Annotated in this window: 15 protein-coding genes and 2 pseudogenes; 7 read left to right on the forward strand and 10 right to left on the reverse strand. The window is 67.8% G+C overall.

The window, feature by feature from the left end:
- Window positions 1–339 precede the first annotated feature (339 nt).
- Both ABZS80_RS30470 and uppS read left to right on the forward strand, forming a co-directional pair.
- Window positions 340–921: an HD domain-containing protein gene (locus ABZS80_RS30470; protein WP_355061278.1), complete on the forward strand. Its 582-nt coding sequence runs from the start codon at window positions 340–342 to the stop codon at window positions 919–921.
- A gap of 251 nt (window positions 922–1172) precedes the next feature.
- Entirely contained in the window at window positions 1173–1955 is a 783-nt protein-coding gene (gene uppS / locus ABZS80_RS30475; protein ID WP_355061280.1) for a polyprenyl diphosphate synthase, read from the forward strand.
- Window positions 1956–2594: 639 nt separating this feature from the next.
- Here the strand turns inward: uppS and ABZS80_RS30480 are convergent.
- The 4 genes and pseudogenes from ABZS80_RS30480 to ABZS80_RS30495 all read right to left on the reverse strand — a co-directional run bounded on the left by ABZS80_RS30480 (window position 2595) and on the right by ABZS80_RS30495 (window position 5473).
- Window positions 2595–3035, reverse strand: coding sequence for a GNAT family N-acetyltransferase (locus tag ABZS80_RS30480; protein ID WP_355061282.1), 441 nt, complete (start codon window positions 3033–3035; stop codon window positions 2595–2597).
- Window positions 3036–3042: 7 nt separating this feature from the next.
- Window positions 3043–3513, reverse strand: a complete 471-nt coding sequence (locus ABZS80_RS30485) for a GNAT family N-acetyltransferase (protein WP_355061283.1) — start codon at window positions 3511–3513, stop codon at window positions 3043–3045.
- Between the two features lie 570 nt (window positions 3514–4083).
- Window positions 4084–4864: pseudogene (locus tag ABZS80_RS30490) on the reverse strand (transposase family protein).
- 102 nt (window positions 4865–4966) lie between these two features.
- A complete protein-coding gene (locus ABZS80_RS30495; protein WP_355061284.1) occupies window positions 4967–5473 on the reverse strand; it encodes a hypothetical protein in 507 nt (168 codons plus the stop codon).
- Window positions 5474–5733: 260 nt separating this feature from the next.
- On the opposite strand from ABZS80_RS30495, the pseudogene ABZS80_RS30500 reads away from it, so the two are divergent.
- Window positions 5734–5867 (forward strand): annotated as a pseudogene (locus tag ABZS80_RS30500) (IS481 family transposase); the annotation flags it as partial.
- A 408-nt stretch (window positions 5868–6275) separates the two neighbouring features.
- Here the strand turns inward: ABZS80_RS30500 and ABZS80_RS30505 are convergent.
- The 4 genes from ABZS80_RS30505 to ABZS80_RS30520 all read right to left on the reverse strand — a co-directional run bounded on the left by ABZS80_RS30505 (window position 6276) and on the right by ABZS80_RS30520 (window position 10459).
- Window positions 6276–7844, reverse strand: coding sequence for an FAD-dependent monooxygenase (locus tag ABZS80_RS30505; RefSeq protein ID WP_355061286.1), 1569 nt, complete (start codon window positions 7842–7844; stop codon window positions 6276–6278).
- A gap of 227 nt (window positions 7845–8071) precedes the next feature.
- The gene (locus tag ABZS80_RS30510) at window positions 8072–8455 is read right to left on the reverse strand and encodes a DoxX family protein (protein WP_355061288.1); all 384 of its coding nucleotides are present in this window, start codon (window positions 8453–8455) and stop codon (window positions 8072–8074) included.
- 94 nt (window positions 8456–8549) lie between these two features.
- Window positions 8550–9305, reverse strand: a complete 756-nt coding sequence (locus ABZS80_RS30515; protein WP_355061373.1) for an SDR family NAD(P)-dependent oxidoreductase — start codon at window positions 9303–9305, stop codon at window positions 8550–8552.
- 248 nt (window positions 9306–9553) lie between these two features.
- On the reverse strand, window positions 9554–10459 hold the full coding sequence (locus tag ABZS80_RS30520) for a helix-turn-helix transcriptional regulator (RefSeq protein ID WP_355061290.1): 906 nt from the start codon (window positions 10457–10459) through the stop codon (window positions 9554–9556).
- 172 nt (window positions 10460–10631) lie between these two features.
- On the opposite strand from ABZS80_RS30520, the gene ABZS80_RS30525 reads away from it, so the two are divergent.
- From ABZS80_RS30525 to ABZS80_RS30535, 3 genes are read left to right on the forward strand one after another with little or no spacing between them, the layout of a single operon-like run.
- A complete protein-coding gene (locus ABZS80_RS30525) occupies window positions 10632–12092 on the forward strand; it encodes an MFS transporter (protein WP_355061292.1) in 1461 nt (486 codons plus the stop codon).
- Window positions 12093–12125: 33 nt separating this feature from the next.
- Entirely contained in the window at window positions 12126–13112 is a 987-nt protein-coding gene (locus ABZS80_RS30530) for an alpha/beta hydrolase fold domain-containing protein (protein ID WP_355061375.1), read from the forward strand.
- Window positions 13109–13645 (forward strand): hypothetical protein, encoded by a 537-nt coding sequence (locus tag ABZS80_RS30535; protein WP_355061294.1) that lies wholly within the window; start codon window positions 13109–13111, stop codon window positions 13643–13645. Before ABZS80_RS30530 ends, ABZS80_RS30535 begins: the two co-directional genes overlap by 4 nt.
- Window positions 13646–14097: 452 nt before the next feature.
- Here ABZS80_RS30535 and ABZS80_RS30540 read toward each other — a convergent pair whose 3' ends face one another.
- Entirely contained in the window at window positions 14098–14661 is a 564-nt protein-coding gene (locus ABZS80_RS30540; RefSeq protein ID WP_355061296.1) for a hypothetical protein, read from the reverse strand.
- A 396-nt stretch (window positions 14662–15057) separates the two neighbouring features.
- Window positions 15058–15354, reverse strand: coding sequence for a DUF1330 domain-containing protein (locus tag ABZS80_RS30545; protein ID WP_355061297.1), 297 nt, complete (start codon window positions 15352–15354; stop codon window positions 15058–15060).
- Between the two features lie 102 nt (window positions 15355–15456).
- Here ABZS80_RS30545 and ABZS80_RS30550 point away from each other — a divergent pair, with 102 nt between their 5' ends.
- Entirely contained in the window at window positions 15457–15849 is a 393-nt protein-coding gene (locus ABZS80_RS30550; protein WP_355061299.1) for a helix-turn-helix domain-containing protein, read from the forward strand.
- Window positions 15850–15852: the final 3 nt, after the last annotated feature.

The following is a 15852-nucleotide window of genomic DNA, read 5'->3' on the forward strand; positions in this document are numbered from 1 at the left end:
GCATGACCCGCCGCATCACCCGCGGCCGACCAGCCCGACGGCAGGCAAAGCGCACCTTCATCTGGACCTGATCAAGTCCCTCTCAAACACGCTCTCAGAGCCGTGTAACCAGCGTTGTTCAAGGCCCGCGTCGCTGGCGCACCGATCTTCGGCAGGGTGCCGAGGGAAGAGCCACGCTCCTCATAATGTCGGGTCCGGTCCACAACTGCACCGTCATCCCGTATCGCACCGCGATCTGCCCCAGCCACGTCCAACGCCGAAGCCAAGTGACGTTGGAGTACTAACCTCGATCGTCTACAGCCTTCGGGCGGACGGACTCACCGGCACAGGGACGGGCAGATGACCGACGACCACGACGCTGCCGGAGCAATGACCTTCATCTTCGAAGCCGGCGTTCTCAAACGCGCCGCCCGCACCGGCTGGTGGTTCGCCGGCGTCAAGCACCCCGAGTCCATCGCCGAACACTCGTTCCGCACGGCGCTCATCGGCATGATGCTCGCCGCCATGGAAGGCGCCGATCCGGCCCGGGTGTGGATGATGTGCGTTCTGCACGACACTCAGGAAACCCGGATCACCGATATCCCCCACATCGCCAAGCGCTACCTCACCGCCAAGCCCAATACCGCCGTCACCGCCGACCAGGTCGCCACCTGTCCCCCAGTCGTCGTCGACGTCATCACCGCCGCCGTCGCCGAGTACGAAGCCGGCGAGACGCTGGAAGCTATCGTCGCTCGTGACGCGGACAAGCTGGAATGCCTCGTCCAAGCCGTCGAGTACCGCCATCAGGGCGTCGACAGCGTGCAGCGCTGGATCGATAGCTCACGAGCGGCGCTCAAGACCGCCAGCGCCCACCGCCTCGCCGACGCCGCCCTCAGCGGACAACCTCTCGCCTGGCTCACGCCTCCCCCGCTGCCGGAGTAAGCCCGACGAACATCCGTCGATCTACCGTCAATGCTCATCGCTCTTACCTGCCTTGACCCCCCGCTTGTAAATTCTGGGCACTCGGTCCGGCAGGGTCCGTCCACGTATGCGACCTCGGACGGCTGTCCGCGCCCGACTGCCGGCGGCTGGCCTCGTCGCGGATCGATGCTGTCACCGTAGCTGTCGACAGCCGTTGCTAACCCACCGTGACCGGTCATGCAGCAGAGTCGCTCAGGTGCTTTGATCTGATCATGATTGAGGCTGTTCGTCGCATCGCCTACGAGGTTTATGCCCGCCGCCTGCGAGCCCAGCTGGCCGACGTTTCACCACCGCGGCACGTTGCGATGGTGATGGATGGCAACCGCCGGTGGGCCAGGCAGATGGGGTTCGACGACGCCACGGTAGGCCATCGTTACGGCGCGGAACATGTTCACGAGGTGCTCCGCTGGTGTGCTGACGTCGGTATCCGTCACGTCACTCTGTTCCTCGCCTCCGTTGACAACATGCGCAAGCGCGAATCAGATGAGGTTGAGAACCTGATGCGGATGATTGAGGAGGTCGTCGCCGAGCCGCTCTTGCGGCCGGCCAACCCGTGGCAACTGCACCTGGCGGGCCGCGAGGACGTCCTACCGGACTCGACCCGCCATGCCCTGAAGCTCGCTGAAGACGCCACCAGCGGGCGGGGTGGGGACTTCCACCTCACCATCGCGGTTGGCTACGACGGCCGCGAAGAGATCGTCAGCGCCGTTCGTGCCCTTCTAGAACGGGAGGCACGAGCAGGCGCAACACTCGACGACGTTGCACAGCGCCTGACGGCTGAAGCCATCGCCGCGCACCTGCACACCGGCGGCCAGCCTGATCCCGATCTCGTGATCCGCACCAGTGGGGAGCGACGTATGTCAGGGTTCCTTCTCTGGCAGGCCGCCTACTCAGAGTTGTACTTCTGCGATGTGTACTGGCCCGGCTTCCGAAAAATCGACTTCCTTCGTGCTCTACGCTCCTACGCCGCCCGTAGTCGACGATTCGGAGCATGACGGCGAAGCAGTCCGGTCTTGGAGACGGCACCGTCAGACGTTGAAGCGGAACTTAGAGCCGCTACGGCACCACCAGCGGGAACGGGCTCCACACCTGTTCACACGGCGACTTCGGCTGTCATGGTTGGTCGCTGGTTGAGGCCGTTTCACAGTGTCTTGTGCCCCCTGTGTGCCCCACACCGCCGGCGGCGGCCAACCTCCGGATCCCTGGCAGGCTGCCGCCATGCCGTCTGAACCGGAATTGTGGACCATCAAACACTTCTCGCAAGCAACCCAGTCGGCCCCGGCCAGGACAACGTCCAGCGCTGCTGCGCCGCATCGCAGACGGCATCGAACAACGGTCCGGCATCGAGGTCCAGGGCGTCGTCCTGCACAGCGAGGTCACTGCCGACGGTGACTGGTCGGTCGGCCACCGTCTACTTCCACGATCGGTCGCTCTAACAGAATCCGGCGTACAGGTCCGTCGCCCACCAGGTCAGCCGCCGCTGCATGATGGCTGACCTGGTGTTTCTTCGGGCACCGCCGGTCGCCGTCGGTCGTCGTTTGACGGCCTGGCAACGGCCCAGACGGCCCCGGGACGACCCAAGGATGGCCGCACCTTCCAGCGACATCGTTTTCGTTCGCGGTCACTCATCCGGTTCAGTCGCTCAGACTGTCGAGCGGCTTCCCAAAGCGCTTGCCTGTTTCCTTGAAGCCAAGGTGGCGGTAGAACCCATGTGCGTCGCTGCGGTGAGCGCCGGAGGTGACAACAGCCCTGCCTGCTCCTGCCTGAGTGGCCCACCGTTCGAATGCCTCGACTAGCGACCGACCCACCCCAGTCCCTCTGGCGGCCCGTGACACAACGAGGATGATGAGTTGAGCGACGCAGGCATCTTCCTCTAATGGACGCATGAGGTGACCGCCCACTAACCCAAGTAGCCGCCCATCATCAGTCTCGACTGTCCATGCTGAGTAGCTAGGGTCTCCCTCGATTCGCTCTAACCGTGCAGCGAGGCTCAGCGCACTGGTCGGATAGCCGAGTTCCCCAAGCAGGTCGAGCAGAGCGACGGCATCACGTTTGGAAACGTGTCTAAGTTGCATGTGCTGGTCACAATCGCTTGCGCATGTGGATGGCAGTGACCTCGAAGCCCATTTGCTCGTACAGTGTGCGGGCCCCGAGATTCGACCCAAAAACGCTCAAGCCAACGGACACAACGCCCAACTCTCGGCAAACTTTCTCGGCCGCATGCATGATCGCTCGGCCGTAACCCTTCCGGCGTAGCTCCGGGCGCACCTCGAAGTCATAGCCAAAAGCGTGCAGGCCGTCCGACTTTCGTTCTACTTGCAGCCATAGCACGCCAATTTCAACATCACCGTCATAGGCCGTCCAGAGACGATGGCCCTTTGTACCCAGACCATCAGACAAAAGATTGTTGAAGTCCTGCTGGGCTTTCTCCTGAGCCTCCGGTAATGGCATTGCGCCGGAGGCCGCAATGTTATGCGCGTAGCTGGCTTCCGCCCGCTGTCGGTACAGTCGATACTGCTCGTCGGTCATCGGTTCGAGTCTCAGCGTCACCACTCAGGTACGGTATTCCAACCGCTCTCGGTCGGCCGCCCACAAACACGAAAGGCATGATCGTCTTTTATCGGGTAAAAGCCCAATACCAGCTTGACGCCCGGCCGCGCGAGCGCGATGAGGTCGTGGTGGGGATGCGGCGCGGACACCCCGGGCAGGCCCCGGCCTGCCGGGGAACGCGGATGGCGGTCAGGACCCGGATGAACTGCGGGCTGTCACCGCGGTGGGCGGCGGTCAAGCATGATGGCGAGGAATTTCTGGCCGTGCTCTCAGCCCAGGTGCAGCTTCGTGGTCAGCTCACCGCGGGATCGGCCGGTCGGCCTGGGCCGGCTATCAGTTCGTCGGCTCAACACATGGTGGGCCGAGTCCGTCCGAGTCGCGGACGGACTCGGCCCCTCTACCTGCCGCGTCCGCTTTCGACGGCCAAGCTGTGCTGCCCAGTGAAGTTTGTTGAGGTCGTGTGACAACACGGCGTGAATCTGCGACATGACGAAGGCCTCCGGTTGTGGATTGGAGCTGTCTAAGGGACGTGTCGTAACTCGGTGAAGGCGTTGTCCGTGACCGCGTTGGTGCTCACCCGGTGAGGGCGATGTTGTGCAGGTGGGCGATGGCGGATGCGGTGTCGGTCAATGTGCTGCCGGCGCGGCGGTAGTCACGCAGGATTTTCCAGCATTTGAGCCTGGCCAGGCGTGTTCGACCTGTGCGCGGACGGTGCGGTATTGGGTGTTGAGGTCTTCCTTCCACGCCGGTAGCGGGCTGCCGTCGCGGTTCTTGCGGTACGGGATGATGACCTCCGGGTTGCCGCGGTAGCCGCCGTCGGCCATGACGGGCCGTCCAGCCAGCTTCTGGTCGATGCCGGAGATGCGGTAGACGATGGTGTCGTGCGGTTGCCCGGCTGCGGGTCGCCGACGGCGATGACGAGGCGGGTGCTGGCGTCGATGGCGACCTGCAGGTTCGTCGAGTACCGGTAGTAGTTCTTGCTCGGGGCGGCCAGCCGGTGGTCCCGGGTCGGGATCAGAGTGCCGTCGACGATGGCGATCTGGTCGACCGGGCGCCGGCGGACCGGGGCCAGGGCCAGCAAGGGGCCGAGGGTGTCGATGACCCGGTGCGCGGCCGAGTGCGATACCCCGAACAGCGGCCCGATCTGCCGCATGGTCAGGTTGGTGCGCCAGTACGTGGCCACGAGCAGCACCCGGTCGGGCAGGTCGAGCGCCCCCTGCCGGCCCGGCCGGCCGTCAGCGATGGCGTCCCCGCCACGTTCGGCGACCAGCCGGACCAGCCGGCGGAACTGGGCGGGCTGCAGACCGGTGAACGGGAAGATCCACTCCGGCCGGGCTGAGGAGATTACCTGCACCACAACATCTTCGGCAATTTTCCTGGGGGACAGACGGTGGGTTGCGAGGCATCCCTGAGTCAGCTGTGGCGGTGGTCGCCCGAGTGACGTCGCGAGCGGGAATCAGGATGGGGAGTCGACCTGTGGCAGGTGGCGGCCGAGTTCGGTACGCAGGACGCCCGCCGGGGGCCGAAGCAGGCCGACGTTGACCGTGTAGACAAGCTGACCGGCACGGATCCGTGGATGAAGCGTCGTGGCCGATGGCACGACCGCTCCGGGGCGGAGGGTGACCTGGAGCACGGCGAACGGGCCAGGGCGGCGGACCGTCGCCGAGTGGATCGCCTGCCACGGGAGGACGGCCATCCGCCCCTTCCCGATGAGCCCCAGGGCCGGATCGGTGACTTGGACCGATGACCAGTTCCTGCGGTGCAGGACGAGCCAGAGTGCGCTGAAGATGACGGCGTAGAGGACACCTGACCCGGCGATGCGCGTCAGGTCGGCCGGTAACCGCCCGGTGACGAGTGAGAACACGGCTTGGACGAAGATCCAGGCCAGGAAGCTGACTAGCAGCATGACCATGAACATGAGGCGGGCGGACGTGCGGAACGTCGTCCCGTCGCTCTCGTCCATGAGGGGTCCTTCCGTCGACGAATGCCGTCGACTGTAGGGCAGTTCCCGTCCGGCGGATGACCTCAACCGCGGTGCAAGTGTCTGATGAGGGCGTGCGTGCGATCCGGCCCAACGAATTCGGCCCCGCTGACACCTGGTCCTCGACGGGCTGCCAGGCCCCTTCGTCCAACCCGGCCAGGTGCTTCGGCGATCGTCCTCAGCGGACGGACATCGAGTGACGAGACATCCCTTAGGACCGCTCCGCCGACCAGGAGGCGTTCGTGTCCCACGCTAACGCTGCCTGACCCCTCGTGCACGCCTTCGCTTCGCTCGTCTGATCGTGGATCACGGTAGGCCGGTCGCTCGCGCCGCGGATCGCTATGACGCGTCCTGGCCAACGCCGAAACGCTGGGCAGCGCGGTATGAAGCGGAACTTAGGTCGGCAGCTTCGGTACCTGCTGCAACTCGGCCGGTGGGCTGCTCGAGGCCCTCTCATGGTCCTCGTCGCCTCGCGCTGGTTGACGACGTTTCACACTGTCTTCTGCCTCGGCTGCGCCCCAGCAGCACCGCTCCGCCTCGGCAGAGTGTGCACCCGGAGCATCGGCGGCGACTCACAGGACTTCATGAGCAACCGCCGATGCTCCTTCGTCTCGCAGGGCGAGATCACCCCGACACGCCGACCGTACGGCTATTGATCGAATGCACCGCGCAGCTGGCCGAATAGTCCTCAACTCCCGGGGTACTGGCCGCTCCGGCCGGGCGGGGCGCGGGGACCAAACGGCGGCGACGGTTACGTACTCCTGGCGATGATTCGGCCGGCCGCTCACGAGGGCCGGTTGATGATCGGCACTGCCGTTGTCAGGGGTGCCCCGAACCAGCCGAAGAGCGCGTCTCGCAGCGTAAGCGCGGCGGTGTCAGTGGCTTCGTCGATGGTTGCGGCCCAAGCGATGTGGGCGTCCGGGCGGATGAGGAGGGCGTCGGCTGGTCGGTGATCGGTTTGGGCGATGTGAATGTCGATGCGATGCTGCCAGTTGTGGGCGGTGTCGCGGAGGTCTGGGCGATCGGCGAGGTCGAGGAGGATGGGCCGTGCGGTGTGCATGAGTTCCGCGACGCTGGTGGCGCCCTGGCCGGTCTGTAGCGTGAGGTTGGGTGCGAAGGTGCCGGTCAGAGCGTGTTGGTTGGGGTTGAGTATCGGGTAGCGGATGTCGGTGCCGGCGATGAGGGCTCCGATGCGGCGCAGTGGCTGCTCGTCGGCGAACAGCTCCAGGAAGAGTTCCCGAAGTGCTTCGGCGGCTGGGTCCTGCCCACGCCTTAGTGCCACCTGGGCCTGGGTCTGTAGCAGTGCCCGTGCGCCGGCGAAGTGGCGTTCGCCGTGATACGTGTCCAGCAGGCCGGTCGGCGCCCAGCCGTGGATATCGGCGGCCAGCTTCCAGGCAAGGTTGACCGTGTCGAGCATGCCGACGTTGATGCCTATGCCCGTGGCGGGAAATTGATGAGCCGCATCACCGGCCAGCAGGATCCGCCCGTCGCGGTACCGTTCGGCCTGCCGAGCCTGGAACCCGTAGCGCGACAGCCGAGTCACTTCAGCCAGGGGAAGATCCGCGCCGAGCACGCGGCGGATGCTCTCCTGGAACTCGGTCAGAGTCATCGGCGCGTCATCGTCGACTTCGGCGCGCTCGTCCTCGGTCGTCTGGACGAGCAGAACCTCGGGGGTCAGCCACCCGAATCCAAAGGTACCGCGGTCTGTCCGGGTGAAAGAACCCGCACGGATCCGGCCCGGCCCGGGGAGGTCGAGGTCGCCGTTGTCCAGCCGGGTCACCGACTCGGGCAAGGTGACCTGGCCCAGCCGGTTCACCTCGGGATATGTAGTGCCGGGGAACGCGATGCCGGCTAGCTGGCGGACCCGGCTGCGCGGGCCGTCGCAGCCCACCAGGTATCGGGCGGTCACCTGGTATGGCCCGTCAGGACTGCGTACGTCCGCGGTCACCGTGGCGTCGTCCCGGCTGACCCCGGTCACCTCGTGGCCGCGGCGGATGTTGGCGCCGAGTTCCCGCGCGCGTTCGTCGAGCAGGCGCTCGAGCCGCGGCTGCGGGAGGGGCACTCCCCATATCGGCGAATCCGCCAGGTTTGAGAGATCCAGGTGCACACCCCCGAACGGCAGCCGAGGAGCCGTGTGGATCGGGCCGATACTGGCCGCTTCGACCCGGTCCAGCAGGCCCCGGTAGCGCAGCAGTTCCACGATCTGCCCGCTGAAACCGTTAGCCTTCGGTGTTTCTGCCAGCCGCGGCTGCCGCTGCTCTAGCACCAGCAATCGCACTCCAGCGAGGCGTAGCTCAGCGGCCAGCATCAGGCCGGCCGGCCCGGCGCCCACGATAATCACATCGACGTCCATCGATTGCCCGCTCTCCCCGCGCAGTCTTTCGTCGCCTTCCCGCGGCCCGGTTGTCGACAACAACACTCGCACTTCGCTACTCCCATTTCCGCAGCTTCTGACTTCGCCAGCGAATCTGCGACCAATGCGGCCCGCGCCATCGCCCCCAGGACGTGGCAGCGCGGGTCCTGGGAGCGGGCCGCGGGCGAACCGCGGGCGGCCGCCAGCGCTGGTCGCGCCGCGCTCGGTCAGCCGGTGAAGGACTCGGGGCCGAAGCGGCCCCAGGCCAGGAAGGCGGCCAGGGCGAGATAGATCAGGTCGGGCACGATCGTCAGCGTCTCGCCACGGCGCAGGCGCATAGCCGCCGCACCGACGAACAACAACGCCACACAGACAGCGGTCACCGGCACCAAGACCGGCGCGATCTCGAGTACGGCGGGCATGATCAGGCCCACCGCGGCCAGGATTTCGAGGGTTCCGATGGCCCTGAGGGCGCCAGGGCTGAAGTCCAGGACCCATTCCCCGGCGTGGCCCACGGCGGCGATTTTCTCCCTGGGTACGAACATCTTGGCGGTGCTGATCAGGAGGACGGCGGACAGCAGTCCGGCGACGATCCACAGTGCGAGGTTCATGGGATGCTCCTTGCCGGTTGATGGGCGATTCAGGTCTGGTCGGGTGTCCGGGCTCGTTCACCCCCGGTGGTCGATCCGCTCACCGGGGGGGCCGCTACCAGGGGATCGGGCCGTTCTCGCTGAAGAACCCGCCGGTCGGTCCGTCCGCGCCGAGCGTGGCCAGACGCACCACGACAGCGGCGCCCTGGGCGGCGGTGCGGTGCCCGGTGTGCTGGTTGATGTCCGTGGCGCAAAAGCCGGGGGCGGCGGCGTTGACGAGGATGCCGTCCTTGCGCAGCTCGTTGGCGTACTGCAGGGTCAGCGCGTTCAGCGCGGTCTTGGACGGCGCGTACGCGGCCGCCGGGGGCAGCCCCGCGAACGGGCCGTCCGGGTCGCTGGTGATGGTCAGCGAGGCGGCGTCGCTCGTCAGGTTGACGATGCGCGGCGCCGGTGACCGCCGCAGCAGCGGGAGCATGGCGTTGGTCACCGTGATGACCCCGAAGACATTGGTCTCGAACACCGCCCGGACGATGTTCAGGTCGGCGACGCTCGGGATCTGCCCGCGGACGTCCAAGGGAGCGACGTTGCCGGCGCCGGAGATGCCGGCGTTGTTGACCAGCGCATCGAGGTGGCCGAAACGCTCCTCGACCTGCCTCGCGGCCGCCAGGACGGTGGCCGGGTCGGTGACGTCCAGGGTGATCGCGTGCGCCTCGCCGCCCGCCGCGCGTAACGCTGCGGCGGCCTCGTCGCCGTGCCGCGCGTTCCTGGCGCCGATCAGGACCGTCATGCCCAGGGCCGCGAGCTGCTCGGCGGTCGCGCGGCCGATCCCCTTGTTCGCCCCGGTGATCAGCGCGACCTGCCGGTGGGTGATCTGCTCGTTCACAATCAAGCTCCTGCTCGTGGAGTTGCGGGCCGCGCGGACGGGCGCGCGGCGTGCCTACGGTCATGGAGATGCCGGTGATCCAAGGCGTGTGACAGCCCGGTCGCGTGATGCGAGCCACAGATCTTGAAGCCGATGGTCAGCGGGTCGCCGGGGCGATGAGCACGCCGGGCGGCTCCCCGGCGTGCGGCCTGAGATGTCGGGTTACGAGCAGCCGTGGCCGGTGATGCGAGGAATGCTCAGCCGGCGTGGTCGGCGGCCACCGGACGGCGCCAGACGTCGACCACCGAACGGGTGGACACTTTCAGCAACTGGAGCGCGGCCTCATGACTCGACCCCGGCGCCGGCGTGTACGTCAGCAGCCGGTGTCCGTCGTCCTCCGGCAGATGGAGGGCCTCGTAGTCGAGTTCCAGGTCCCCCACGACCGGGTGGTGCAGATATTTCGTGCCCGCCGTGCACACCTGCACGGGATGTTTGGCCCAGCACGCCGCGAACTCCGGGCTCTTGACGATCAACTCCCCGACCAGCGCGGTCAGCGCCGCGTCGTCGGTATAGCGGCCCGCCGTCATCCGCAGCGACGCCACGGAGCGGCTGGCCTCCTCGTTCCAGCGCCGGTAAAGCTCCCGCGTGTGCGGGTCGAGAAACAGCATGCGCGTCAGGTTCGGCCGGTCTGCGGGGCGGCTCGGAGCCGTCCGGTCGTAGTGCCCGGCGAACAGCAGATGACCGAGTTCGTTCCACGCCAACACCTCGGTGTGGCGGCCCAGCACGAGCGCCGGCACGTCACGCATGGCGGTGATCAGCTGCTCGACCCCGCGCCGAGCCGACTCGGGCCGCTGGGCCCGCCACCGTTTCGCCGGCCGCGGCCGGGCGAGTTCGTGCAGGTAGGCGCGTTCGTCGTCGGTGAGCGCCAGGGCCCGGGCGATGGCGTCGATTACCGACTCGGACGCATTGGTGCTCTGCCCCTGTTCTAGCCGGGTGTAATAGATCGGGCTCACCCCGGCCAGCTGGGCCAGCTCCTCCCGCCGCAGCCCGGGCACCCGCCGCGGGCCGTGCGACACGAGCCCGACATCGTCGGGCCGCACCTGTGCACGTCGACTTCGGAGGAAGTCCGCCAGTTCACCACGGCCCCCGTTCTCACCCTGCATGTTCCCCATCTTGCCCAACCTGATCGTGCACTGCCTGTCCCTGTCAGTACCAGTCTGGCTCTGCGTAGGCAGCGCAGTGGTCTGGCTGTCGGCAACGTCGCAGTTCAGGGTCGTCGATGGCGACCACTCGCCGTACTTCCCGATCCGTCACCACGACGCGGAGGCCACCTCGATGACCCGCACGGACTCGATTCCCGAGACCCGCAGACACCAGACCTCAGCCGCGGCCAGCGGCCGAGACCGTCTCATCCTCGCCGTCCTGCTGACCGCGAGTTTCACCCTGGCGGTCGACTTCTCCATCCTCAACGTCGCGCTCCCAGTGATCGGCGCCGAGGTCGGCTTCTCACTGTCCGGGCTGCAGTGGATCGCGACATCCTTCGCGTTGTGCGCGGCCGGCTTCACCCTGCTGTTCGGCCGGGTCGCCGACATCTTCGGCCGGCGCCGGCTGTTCCTGGCCGGGATCGCGCTGCTCGGCATCTCCTCGCTGGCCGGCGGTCTGGCCACCGATCCGGCCCTGCTGCTGACTGCCCGTGTCGCGCAGGGCCTGGCGACCGCGGCCGTCACCCCGGCCGCTCTCTCGCTGCTGGCCACCTCGTTCGCGGAGGGCCCCCGGCGTGACCGGGCGCTCGGCCTCAACGGCGCGCTGATGGCCGCGGGCTTCACCACCGGCGCCATTCTCGGCGGGGTCGTCACCGACCTGCTGAGCTGGCGATGGGCGTTCTTCATCAACGTCGTCGTCGCCGTGGCCGTCCTGGCGGTCGCCCCGTTCGTGCTCGCCGAGAGCCGCCCCGATCAGCGTCCCCGCCTCGACGTGCCGGGTGCCGTCACCGTCACGGGCGGTCTGCTCGCCATCGTCTTCGGTCTCACCAGCGCCGCCGAACACGCCTGGTCCGACGTCCGGGCCTGGGGCGGTCTGCTCGCCGGCGCCGTGCTGTTGGTGGCCTTCTGGGTGATCGAACGGCAGGTCGCCGAGCCGCTGGTGCCGGTCCGAATCCTGCGCAAGCGCACCGTCGGCTGGGGCAACCTGGCGGGCGTCCTCGCGTTCGCCACCGAGACCTCGCTGGTCTTCCTGCTCACCCTCTATCTGCAGGAGGTCCTCGGCTACTCGCCGCTGGCCGCGGGCCTGTCGTTCGCGGTCCTCGGCTTCGGCACCGTTCTCGGCGGGTTCCTCGGCCCCTGGGTGATCGCCCGTCTGGGCAACCCGCCGCGGGCGCTCGCCCTCGGCATGACGGTCCAGGCGGCGGCGACGCTGGTCCTGGTCCTGCTGGGCTCCTCCTCGAGCGGGATGCCGCTGCTGCTGGTCGCCACCTTCGTCGGCGGTGTCGCCAACCTCGTCGCCATCGTCGGCTTCATGGTCACCGCGACCTCCGGCCTGCCCGACGAGGAGCAGGGTCTGGCCGCCGGCCTGGCTACGATGAGCCAGCAGATCGGCATCACCCTCGGCATCCCGGTCATGTCGGCCGTCGTCGGCGCCACCCTCGCCTCCCTGGGCAGCGAGACCGCCGGCAACATCCTCACTGCGGTACGCACCGCCATCGGCGTCAACACCGCCCTGTGCGTGCTCACCACGATCGCCGTGGTGCTCTTCCTGCGGACGCCGCGCACCGCACCCGCCCCGGTCCCGGGCAAGTAACGCGCTGCCATGCCGATGCCTGACCGGCTCGAGATGCCGGACACCCGGGACACTGGAGCCGCCTGGTACACGGCGCGCGTCGACACCTCAACAGGGCAGGTGCCGGTACGCGTGATCGAGCCGCACGGGCATTCGGCCGGCTGGCTGGTGTGGGCGCACGGCGGCAGTTGGCCTAGCGGGTCGGCGCAGGACTGGCATCACGCCTGCGCCGGCCTGGCCGACATCGCCGGAGTCACCGTCGCCAGCGTCGACTACCGCGTGGCGCCGAGGCACCCGCACCCGGCCGCCCTGCACGACGTGACCGCCGCGCTCGCCTGGGCCCGGCGGCAGGCCACCGCCGACGGCGTTCCGGTCGCCGTCGGCGGTCACAGCGCCGGCGGGACTATCGCCGCCTGCGCCGCCCTCGTACTCCGCGAGCGGGGCGTCGACCTCGCTGCGCAGGTGCTCGCCCACCCACCGATCGATCCGCTCTGCCGCGCCGGCTCCTGTCATCGGGACCCCACCGCGTTCCCGCAGGCCGACCGGCTCGCCACCGCCTGGCGCTCCTACCGGGGCGCCGGGCATGACAACGCGCCCACGTCCTACAGAACCCCCGCCGGAGTGCGCCGACCTCACCGGCGCCGCGACGGCGATCATCGCGGTCGGCGCCCTCGACCCCGTCGTCGACGACGTGCGCGATTACCGCGACCGGCTGCTCGGTGCCGGCGTGACGGTGCACTACGAGGAGCCTCCCTCGGCAGCACACGGCGCGTTCCTGGCACCCGGCATCACGCCGCAGGATTCGCACTCACTACGGCAGTGGCTGGGTGCCACCCTACGCACCACGGACGCGTCGGGTCAGGACCCACCGATGGACTGGACCTGCCTGGCGCCGGTCACCCGGGGAGCTCGTCCCGGCGCCGAGTGCCAGGGACTTCACACTCGCGAGGGAGGAAGATCCCCCATAAAGGGGGACCACCTCGAGCGTCGCTTCCCGAGGCTTGTTTCAGTACCAAACTCACGGAGGGGACTGATACATGAGGGCCAGAAAAGGGGTCTGGCGGCGAGCACTCGTCGTTCTGGCGGTCGCGATCGGCAGCGTTACGGCAACGGGGGTGGCATCGTCGGGAGCGACCGCAGACTCGTCGAGGGACAGCCTCAGGGGGGCCGTAAGCGGGAAACTCTCCGAGGCCTTCGGGGAGCGCGCTGGGGATCCCGTGCGATTCAAGATTGACGCTCGCGGCGGGCCGGGTGCCACGACCGGCACGTTCGCGGTGTTCCACGGCAACGGCACGACCAACGAGGTTCTGGGCGATTTCGAGGGTGACATCACCTGCCTCATGACGGCTGGTGAGGTGGCGATCGCCACCGGCGTCATCACCAAGGGGCACGTGAACCTTCCCGGTGTCGACAGGGACGTCACCGGCAAGAAGGTGTCCTTCACTGTGCACGACGACGGCGGCCACGACCGGATGTATTGGATGTGGGAGTTCCTGGGCGCACCCATCAACAACTGCGTGGGCATGGCCCCCGGGTTCGTGCCCAGCCACGGTGATTTCAAGGTACGCGACTGACGACAATGGGCGGGGCCGGCTTGGCGCGGCGATAGCGCCCGGCCGGCGTGCCGCCCAACCGGAGCTGGCAGGGTCGGCCGCCGTCGAGTGAAGGCAGCTGATCTCAAGGGAAACGAGATGTACACATCACGCAGGAAACTCCTACTGGCCGCGGGCGGCACGGCACTGAGCACGCGCTCCTCGCGGGGGCGCCTCTGACCGCCGCTGCGAACCCGGCTGCTGACAAGTATGGTTCCCTCCCCGACGCCGCACTGCGATCGGCGCTGCGGGAAATCACCGACGCGGGCATGGTGGGGGTCTTCGGGGAGGCGCGGGACCGGCACGACGCCTGGCGGGGTGCCAGCGGAGTGGCGGACGTCGACACCAACCGGCCCATGCGGCCCGACGGAACCGAGGGGTCGAAGTTCAGCCGGAGTTGACACTGACGTCGCTTCGTCTGGTGCAGGTCGTCGCTATCGGCCACGAATGTCAAGACGTGCGTTGGTTGATGACGGAGTAACCGTTGGTGAATTTGACTCGTCGAGGCGTTCCGCTGACCTGCTGAGCGTGTCGGTGCGCCGCCGCTTCCAGTACGCCGCAGTGAGGGATCCCAGCAGCGGACCCCACAGCAGCAGCGGCGAGTAGGCGGCGATTGTCAACACGCCGTGCCAGTCGGTTGCGTGCAGCGGCACCTCGCTGGCGAGCGGACGGCCGAAAACATCGCGCCCCAGCGAGGCGGTGATTCCCACGAGCGTGCTGATGAGGGTCAGGGCGGTGGCGCCAACGGCGGCGGGGATAGCCACGGTGAGCGCCGGCAGTCTCCGGCCCCCCACCCATGGAATCCAGCGGGGGGCGACTTCCCCCCACCCGGCGATCAGCCCGACGGCGGTGAACGCCACCAGCTCCGAGAAGATCGACAGCAGGATCACATACAGTTCCATCGGCAACCACGATGGGACGTTTCCAGCCTCAGTCGAATCGGCACCGATCTGAAGGACGGCAACCGTCGCGATCCGCCAGATGCTCGACGGCAGCACGAGAAGCGGGATGGTGTAGGCCCCGATTCGCGCCCAACGGGGAACGCCCGCTACGGGCGTGTGAGCATAGTTCCAGGTAGCGCGTACTCGCCTGAAGGGTGTTGCTCTGGTGACGGTCAATGCACAACCCCTCGCGGCCTCGGCGCTTCGTGCTTGGCATCTTCGAGGATGGCGTCAGCGTCGGCCCCGCTCTTCGCTCGCAGGTGGGAATTGGATCCCCCGCCCGAGGGAGGAGTCGCGCCGCGGGCTCTCTCATCGCGGAGCCGGCACCGGTGCTCGACTGATCCGGAGGTCCGCCCGCTCGGCGCCAACCCGCAACGCCGGCGTTCAAGAGTCACGCCCACTGCTGCCGACCATCAGCCCATCGCCCGCGGACCGACCAAGCCAGCCTCACAGTCAGTCGAGGCCTTCGATGATGCGGAAGTCGCGCTCGAAGCCGTCGGGGAGTTCGGCCAGCGCCTCCTGGTAGGCCGCGCTCGCGCGTGCGGCGACCGCCTGTTCGAAGCTGTCGAACTCGATCAGGACGACGCGCTCGGCGATTCCGGCTTCGTGTGCGTCGACCCGGCTGCCGATGCTGGCGAGCACCCGCCCGCCCGCGGCCGCGACGGCTAGACCTGCCAGTTTGTTGTAGACATCAAGCCTCTCGGGGTCATCGATGGTGGGGTAGACGCTGACCCAGTAGCCCTTGGGCATGGAACCTCCAGTGTTGGGAGCAGTGCTTCGGATTCCAAAGCAATGCCGCGATGTGCGATGCTACTGTTTCGGAATCCGAAGCACAACAGTTGACGGAGAGTCATGAACGCGTTGCCGACGCCCATGCCGGGCCGGCCGGTCCGCGGTTCCACCACGGGCCGACCGGAGATGGCGGCACTGGACCTGTTCGGGCGCCGCTGGACTCTGCGCATCATCTGGGAGCTGGGGAACGAGCCGCTCGGCTTCCGGCTGCTGCAGCGGCGCTGCGACGGCATGTCGTCAAGCGTCCTGCGGCAACGGCTCACAGAGCTCCAAGAGACTCGACTCGCCGAGGTGCTGCGCAACGGCAACTACACCCTCACCCCGCTCGGCCACGACGCCCGCGAGGCCCTGCGTCCGGTCATCGAGTGGTCGCGGCGGTGGGCTGTCGAGCTTGCCGACACCCCGCCCACTGCCGCCGAGGATGCCGGCGACAGCCAGCGCAACCGGTTCTGACAG

The organism is Micromonospora sp. NPDC005305, from assembly GCF_040607315.1.
Taxonomy (GTDB): domain Bacteria; phylum Actinomycetota; class Actinomycetes; order Mycobacteriales; family Micromonosporaceae; genus Micromonospora.